The organism is Vibrio sp. CUB2 (assembly GCF_001557945.1).
GTDB classification, from domain to species: Bacteria; Pseudomonadota; Gammaproteobacteria; order Enterobacterales; family Vibrionaceae; genus Vibrio; species Vibrio owensii.
Map to the genome: position 1 here is coordinate 1 of NZ_LNRB01000041.1, position 6,303 is coordinate 6,303.

Genomic DNA, 6,303 nt, shown 5'->3' on the forward strand with positions numbered 1-6,303 from the left:
CGCACTAACAAACTGTTCAAGAGGGATTCGCAACGCGTGGCATTTTTACTATGCGTTGAATTTAGTGGTTAAGGTGTTATGCGGCGGCTTCGGTATTGCGTTGCTCACCCCTTAACAGGGCGTTAGTCGCCAGAAAAAGCTAGCAATCAAAATCATGTTTCTAAGCTTAGAATTCCGAGGATGATCGTTTGATACGCAGGTGCGTCGTCGATGGTCAAAACTCAATTTCAACTGTTTCAGGTCCAAAGCTTTGTAACTGTCAACTGTTCTTGCGGTTGTTTTGTTCTTTGGTGCTGACAGTGCAGGGTAATCGAGAGTCTGTTTTTGGTTGCAACTCTGCTCGGTGAGTTTGTTGGTACAAAAGCCAATTTACTCGCTGAAATGACGTTTTCTCTGGTGTTGTAAATTCCACGTGGTTTCAGTGACTTTGTTGAAAGTTCGCACTGTGAGATTGGTTTTCCAAAAGCGCTTTTTGGTGTTGTCAGTCCGTTTTCTACGGCGTTGTTTGTTCCAAGTGGTTTCATTGAATAGCTGCTTTGAGACTACGCCTGACTTAAATGCATCAAAGCACATAAAGTTTGTTGTTCGCAAAGTTTAGTTCGGCTTAAAATTGTCGCTCGGTGCCTCGCGACTAACAAACTGCTCAAGAGGGATTCGCAACGCGTGGCATTTTTACTATGCGTGGGTTTAAGTGATTAAGGTGGCATGCGGCGGCTTTGGTATTGCGTTGCTCACCCCTTAGCAGGGCGTTAGCTTTCTTCGCACTAGTATCTATCGTCAAGAGAAAAAGCCATATTTGAATTGTGGTTATTGTTGTGTATTATCCGAGTTTCATAATAAGTTAACGTAATCATTAAGTATTCGTATGTTCGGAAAATTAATTAAAATTGTCTTAAAAGTCTTTGGTGTCTTAGTTCTTTTGATTGCTATTACAGTTGGTGGAATAATCGGAAAAGAGTTTGGAAAAGCAGCAGTCACTTCTACTCAAGAAGTGGAGAAACAGGCGAAAATTAATGAAGCCCTAAATAAAGCAGCGCAGCAAATTAATGCAACCACCCCAACAATGGTTGATGCTGAAACTCGTTTAGATAAGGCATCATTAGGTGAGGATTCAAGGCTTATCTATCATTACACATTGATCAACGTAGATCCTCAAAATGTAGATAAATCTTGGGTTAAGACAACTTTGCGTGATTCAGTCCTGCCATCTGTGTGTTCGAATGACAAAATGATCTCTTCAATCAAGTTTGGTGTTAATTTTGAGTACTCATATTCAGGAAGTAATGGCGTTTATCTCGGATCTTTCACCGCAAATCGTGATAGTTGTGGGTTCAAAAGCTAACAAACTGTTTAAGAGTGATTCGCAACGCGTGGCATTTTTACTATGCGTTGCGTTTGGTGTTTAAGGTGGTATGCGGCGGCATCGGTATTGCGTTGCTCACACCTTAACAGGGCGTTATGAGTAATTGAATATGAGACAACCTTTAGGATTAATAAATGTACTAATCGATGCTTCAGCAGACTTGAGTAGTCGAGACGATGCTGCAATGGATCTGAGTCAGTACCCATGCGAAGATTCAGTCAGTGCTTTGCTGATGGTAGCAAGATCTAAAACGGAATCAGACATTTTAGTTGCAAGTTGTGGGGAGTCTCTGGGAGAAATATGCAAAAAACTTGGTAAAATTGATATTGTTCAGTCATCAGACTTACATCCAATAGCTTTGTCTGAGTTCAATTCAATATTGTCTTGTACTAAAAATAACTCATAACAAATTGTTCAAGAGTGATTCGGCACGCGTGGCATTTTTACTATGCGTTGGTTTTAGTGGTTAAGGTGGTATGCGTAAGCTCCGGTATTGCGAGCCTCACACCTTAACAAGGCGTTAGTTTGCAAGAGGAAAAACGCAGCTATATCGCAAGATCTAGTCGTAAAAGCTCAAAGTCGAAATTGTCGTATCACTTTCAATTTCACTGTTAACTAACATGGTGAAAATCCAAAATTGGCATCGCTTCAACTAGTGATTTATTCTTTGGTGCGGCGACTTTTAGGTTAACCGAGTTGAACTTTTTTGCTGAAACTCTGCTTGTTGAGTTTGTTGGTATAAAAGCCGATTTACACGCTGAAATGACGTTTTCTCTGGTGTGGTAAGTTCCACGTGGTTTCAGTGACTTTGTTGAAAGTCCGCATTGTGAGATTGGTTTTCCAAAAGCGCTTTTTTGTGTTGTGAGTTCGTTTTCTGCGACGTTGTTTGTTCCAAGTGGTTTCATTGAGTAGCCGCTTTGAGACTACGCCTGACTTAAGTGCATTAAAACACATAAAGTTTATTGTTTGCAAAGTTTAAAATAACGTAAAATCAACGTTTTGGATTTGCAAACTAACAAACTGCTCAAGAGGGATTCGCAACGCGTGGCATTTTTACTATGCGTTGATTTTAGTGATTAAGGTGGTTTGCGGCGGCTTCGGTATTGCGTTGCTCACCCCTTAGCAGGGCGTTATATGCACAGATCAAAAAAGCACCTCGAAAGGTGCTTTAATCTAGTCTTTAAGCGTGCTTATAGTGCCGCGTTTGATATTCAAGAAGTTCGCGCACTTGTAATTTTAAATCTGTTGCAAGTCCCCAATTTTGAGCGAGTTTATCGCAGCCTTTTACTTTTACAGGTGTAAAGCTGAACATCCCTTTAAGCACAGTTAGTACATCACGCAACTTAGCTTTGAGTTCTTGAGAAACGCAGTTAAAGCGCATTAATTTGTCAACAACATAGCCTGCGGCTTTAGCTGAAGTCTCTGATAAATGCTTTACTTGAGGTACGAAGTTTTCATGCCACATAGCTAGAGCAACAGTTTTAACATCTTCAAAAGATGCTAGCCTGAACTCGCTAGATACCAATCTGTCAAAAACTTCTTGTGTGCGTTTCATTGTTACAAAAACCTATTATGATTACTGATCACGCTTCTTCTATAGCTGTTATAGCAAACTCTACGTTACTTTGTAAACTATCAGGCGTTGCGCTATAGTCTACGGCATCCTGCGCCACCTGTTTAAACTCTTCTAAACTAAAGCGTTTTGCTTTGAACAGTGCAATAATATCTTTTAAATCATCTTCTGCTAATCTAGATAATTTGGAAACTGCAATGTCCACAGCACTGACTAGAGAGATATGAAGTATACTATCTCCAAATACTAGAGGTATAGCATTTTCTTTGTAATCGGGACCAAGCGATGGTAGACCAATGTTGAAATTCGCATCCCAATCTAGGGTAGACTCACCAACTTCAGGGTCATCGAAGTAGACGGGGTCAAGTTCTAAGATGATACTGGATATATCTAGCTTGTTTGCAGCGTTAAGCTCTGCATCTAGATCATTGCTCCCGCGTGCATTTGTATATAGATGAACAGCACACCCTCCAAAAACGTAAGCTTTTATTGAACCTGCTGGCAAATCTCCGTGCTTTTCTTCAATCAACTGAGCTAGATCATCGAATAGCTCAAAAATAGCTTGTGCTAAAGGTGTTTCGGTGTGTAAATCAGTCATGTGTGCCTTTTTTTAAGAAAAGTGATTTCACACCGTTTAACTATTAAAGTCAATCACATACTATGCATATAACAAACTGTTTAAGAGTGATTCGCAACGCGTGGCATTTTTACTATGCGTTGCGTTTAGTGTTTAAGGTGTTATGCGGTGACTTCGGCATTGCGTTGCTCACACCTTAACAGGGCGTTATGAGCCATTGCTAAACATTCGGAATATAGAGAAAAATGAATAACAAACAACTTGATATAGCATGGCTTCAGCCGGGTGATGTACTACTTTGCCATAAAAAAGATGACTATGTTGCTAAAAAAATAGAAGAAAAAACGGGAAGTAAATATTGCCATGCCGCAATATATTACGGAGATTCATTAGCTGCTGAATCATTAGCTTTTGATGGTTTCAAAAAAGGTCGGATTGGAAAAACTAATGTATCCGATTTGATTGCTAGATATGATCATGTTGCTGTACTACGCCTGCATCATGGCTGGGGAAGCACTAAACGAATTGACGATCTTAAGCAGTTTATTGATAAAGTGATAAATATGGGCTCTAGGTATAATTTATGCGGAATTGCTCGTTTTGTTAAACGCAAGGCTTTTCATGAATCTACTTTATTCAAGAAGTTAAACGAATTTTTTAATGGAGATTTTCCCCCTTATTCGCCAGTAAAATCAAATTATTTTTGCTCTGAGTTTGTTTGTGATTGTTTTATTGCCGTTGGCATCATTCAACCAAGTGCAGCGGTTTTATATCAATCAAATGTTTATGCTCCAGGAGACTTAGGAAATGATGCTACATTTGGTGTTTTTGCTGGTTATTTAGTAAAGCATAGCTCTCACGCTATACCAACAGACGATGTTTTTTATAATCAATCCACATATGATGAAATATATGGCTCATAACAAAGCATTTAAGAGTGATTCCCAACGCTTGGCATTTTTCATTCCATCGTTGGGTTTTGTGTTTACGGTGGTATGGTCAAGTTTCGTGGTAGCGTTGCTCACACCTTAATGCGGCGTTATATGAAAGGAGATAGGTAATGACTCAGAATCAATCATCAGGAGCAGCTGCGAATGACTGGGGTAGGCAGACTGCTCGTATTATTGCAGAAAAGCTCGGCACTTCTATCTCGTCCAAAATCAGCAACGAATGCATCTACAAAGACAGTCATGTTGTCATTAAGTGTGCAAAGGTCGATACAGACAGTGTTGGTGTTACCTACAAAATGCTAGAGCGACTGGATTTTGTAGTTGGTGCATTTCAACAAGAAAGTGGTAAATTCGAGTTGTTTCAGTTGCCAGTTTCTATCTTCGATCGCCACATGCGAGCAACGGCTTCTAAGGGGGCTGCAAAAGGTAAAGTGGGCATCGTTCGCCAAACCGTGTTCGAAGAACAAGGTAAATATATAGGTTCCGTTACCATTTGAAGTTTCATATAACAAAGCATTTAAGAGTGATTCGCAACGCTTGGCGTTTTCGCTTCGCTCAAGTATAGCCAAGCGTCGCTCACACCTTAATGCGGCGTTATGTAAATATCGATATCGTAAGTAAATGGTGTTCTGTATAATAACCTTAATTATGACGTTTAAGGTTTACTCGTATGAAATTTATCACCCCAACCGTATTACTTACATCATTGCTGGTTTCTTCATTCAGCTATAGTGCTACTAAAATTGACTCAAAAGATGCTCCTTTCCATGAAGGTGAAGATGTAATTGCCTGTGGTACTTTAAAGGAAGTATCTCGTTTCAAGCGTGGCTTATACCTGAACATGGATGATCGCTTTCCAAAGCAATCTCTAACACTTGTAGTATGGGAAGATGACTTGGCTGAATTTAAGCAAGAACACGGTTCATTACAACAGTTAGTAAATAGTGAGGTTTGTGGCAAGGGAACTGTTTCAGAATATCGTGGGCGTAGTCAAATAAGCTTGTACAATGCGTTTTCACTAAAAGTCGTTGAACGCAAGTAGATTTACATAACAAGCAATTTAAGAGGGATTCACAACGCTTGGCATTTTTGCTTCTACTTCAAATTTAGTGTCAATGGCACAATGATTTAGGTTTGGGTGGAGGCGTTGTTCACCCCTTAATTGGGCGTTAGTACGGGTTTGACATCAAAGGTCATAAGTTTTGGTGTTTATCTGTTTTGGCGCTCGTCTTTACACCTTTCAGTTTGTACCTTTCACGTTTTTTCCGGTGGCACTATATGCGGAGTGTTTGCTTTGATTTCACCGTTTACGGCTTCTAACTCTTAGTCTATTTCTTTAGCGCTTCTTCATTTTCGTGGTGGCTTTTGAGAGAACCTTGATTACTTTTGGTGTGGCTGTTGAAGTACGAGGAAAGAATCCTTTTCTAATTTGAAGCTAGTGAATGTAGAGCAGTTCAGTGCGTTTTTCTTCTAGCCAACTCACGTTTCTCAATGGCGGTAAAGTTTTGCAGCTGCCCGTCTCACTTCAGTGTTCAAAGCCTTTCATATCATCGCAGTTTTCAATATCTTGGAGCGCATAAATAGAAGTAGCGCATGTACTAACAAATTGCTTAAGAGTGATTCGTAACGCATAGCATTTTTACTTTGCGGTGGCTTATGGTGATTAAGGCGCTGTGCGGTAGCTTTTGTATTGCGTTACTCACACCTTAGCAAGGCGTTATGTTTAAAGGATAAAAATGTCAGCTATCAACAGTGTGAGTCTCTTCTTCGCGATATATTTTGGTATTTCAATCATTGTATTTAGACTGCCATTTGATATGTCTGGTGCGTATTTTGACTT

At 39.9% G+C, this 6,303-nt stretch carries 9 protein-coding genes; 5 read left to right on the plus strand and 4 right to left on the minus strand.

The annotated features are described in order from the left end of the window. Positions 1 to 236 precede the first annotated feature (236 nt). Positions 237 to 524 (minus strand): hypothetical protein, encoded by a 288-nt coding sequence (locus ATB78_RS29715; protein ID WP_179947029.1) that lies wholly within the window; start codon positions 522 to 524, stop codon positions 237 to 239. Positions 525 to 865: 341 nt separating this feature from the next. Between ATB78_RS29715 and ATB78_RS27415 the strand changes: the two genes are divergently transcribed. Next, entirely contained in the window at positions 866 to 1,342 is a 477-nt protein-coding gene (locus tag ATB78_RS27415) for a hypothetical protein (protein WP_061011117.1), read from the plus strand. Positions 1,343 to 1,472: 130 nt separating this feature from the next. After that, the gene (locus ATB78_RS29720) at positions 1,473 to 1,769 is read left to right on the plus strand and encodes a hypothetical protein (protein WP_155647879.1); all 297 of its coding nucleotides are present in this window, start codon (positions 1,473 to 1,475) and stop codon (positions 1,767 to 1,769) included. 205 nt (positions 1,770 to 1,974) lie between these two features. Here ATB78_RS29720 and ATB78_RS29725 read toward each other — a convergent pair whose 3' ends face one another. The 3 genes from ATB78_RS29725 to ATB78_RS27430 all read right to left on the minus strand — a co-directional run bounded on the left by ATB78_RS29725 (position 1,975) and on the right by ATB78_RS27430 (position 3,534). Then, on the minus strand, positions 1,975 to 2,268 hold the full coding sequence (locus ATB78_RS29725; RefSeq protein ID WP_155647880.1) for a hypothetical protein: 294 nt from the start codon (positions 2,266 to 2,268) through the stop codon (positions 1,975 to 1,977). A gap of 275 nt (positions 2,269 to 2,543) precedes the next feature. Continuing rightward, positions 2,544 to 2,918, minus strand: a complete 375-nt coding sequence (locus ATB78_RS27425) for a hypothetical protein (RefSeq protein WP_240537449.1) — start codon at positions 2,916 to 2,918, stop codon at positions 2,544 to 2,546. A 28-nt stretch (positions 2,919 to 2,946) separates the two neighbouring features. Then, on the minus strand, positions 2,947 to 3,534 hold the full coding sequence (locus tag ATB78_RS27430; protein ID WP_061011118.1) for a DUF6036 family nucleotidyltransferase: 588 nt from the start codon (positions 3,532 to 3,534) through the stop codon (positions 2,947 to 2,949). Positions 3,535 to 3,758: 224 nt separating this feature from the next. Between ATB78_RS27430 and ATB78_RS27435 the strand changes: the two genes are divergently transcribed. The 3 genes from ATB78_RS27435 (at position 3,759) to ATB78_RS27445 (ending at position 5,505) form a co-directional block, all read left to right on the plus strand. Beyond that, positions 3,759 to 4,436 carry a YiiX/YebB-like N1pC/P60 family cysteine hydrolase gene (locus ATB78_RS27435; protein ID WP_061011119.1) on the plus strand — a complete coding sequence of 226 codons (678 nt, stop codon included), beginning with the start codon at positions 3,759 to 3,761 and terminating at the stop codon, positions 4,434 to 4,436. A 137-nt stretch (positions 4,437 to 4,573) separates the two neighbouring features. After that, positions 4,574 to 4,960, plus strand: coding sequence for a hypothetical protein (locus ATB78_RS27440; RefSeq protein WP_053808626.1), 387 nt, complete (start codon positions 4,574 to 4,576; stop codon positions 4,958 to 4,960). A 173-nt stretch (positions 4,961 to 5,133) separates the two neighbouring features. After that, positions 5,134 to 5,505 carry a hypothetical protein gene (locus ATB78_RS27445; RefSeq protein WP_061011120.1) on the plus strand — a complete coding sequence of 124 codons (372 nt, stop codon included), beginning with the start codon at positions 5,134 to 5,136 and terminating at the stop codon, positions 5,503 to 5,505. Positions 5,506 to 6,303 lie beyond the last annotated feature (798 nt).